Genomic DNA, 269 nt, shown 5'->3' on the forward strand with positions numbered 1-269 from the left:
AAGCCCGTGACGGTGGTCGACGGCCTCGACCTCCCGGCCGATGAACTGGACGCCCTCGCATCGACGCTGAAGCGACGGCTCGCGGTCGGCGGGACCGTGACCGACGGACGCATCGAACTGCAGGGCGAACACGGCGAGCGCCTCGAAGCCGCGCTCCGCGACGAGGGCTTCGACGTCGAGCGCTGAGCTTGTTTTTTCATCCGCCCGATAGCTCTCGCGGCCGAAAGAGACGGATAACTGACACGGCAACCGATGAGCCGAGCGGCCGG

At 67.7% G+C, this 269-nt stretch carries 1 protein-coding gene; it reads left to right on the plus strand.

Annotated elements, in window-relative coordinates:
* Positions 1-186: translation initiation factor (locus tag HKX41_11675; protein ID NNC24792.1), on the plus strand; the 186-nt coding region annotated here is incomplete at its 5' end.
* Positions 187-269 lie beyond the last annotated feature (83 nt).

The sequence above is a fragment of the Salifodinibacter halophilus genome (genome assembly GCA_012999515.1).
Taxonomy (GTDB): domain Bacteria; phylum Pseudomonadota; class Gammaproteobacteria; order Nevskiales; family Salinisphaeraceae; genus Salifodinibacter; species Salifodinibacter halophilus.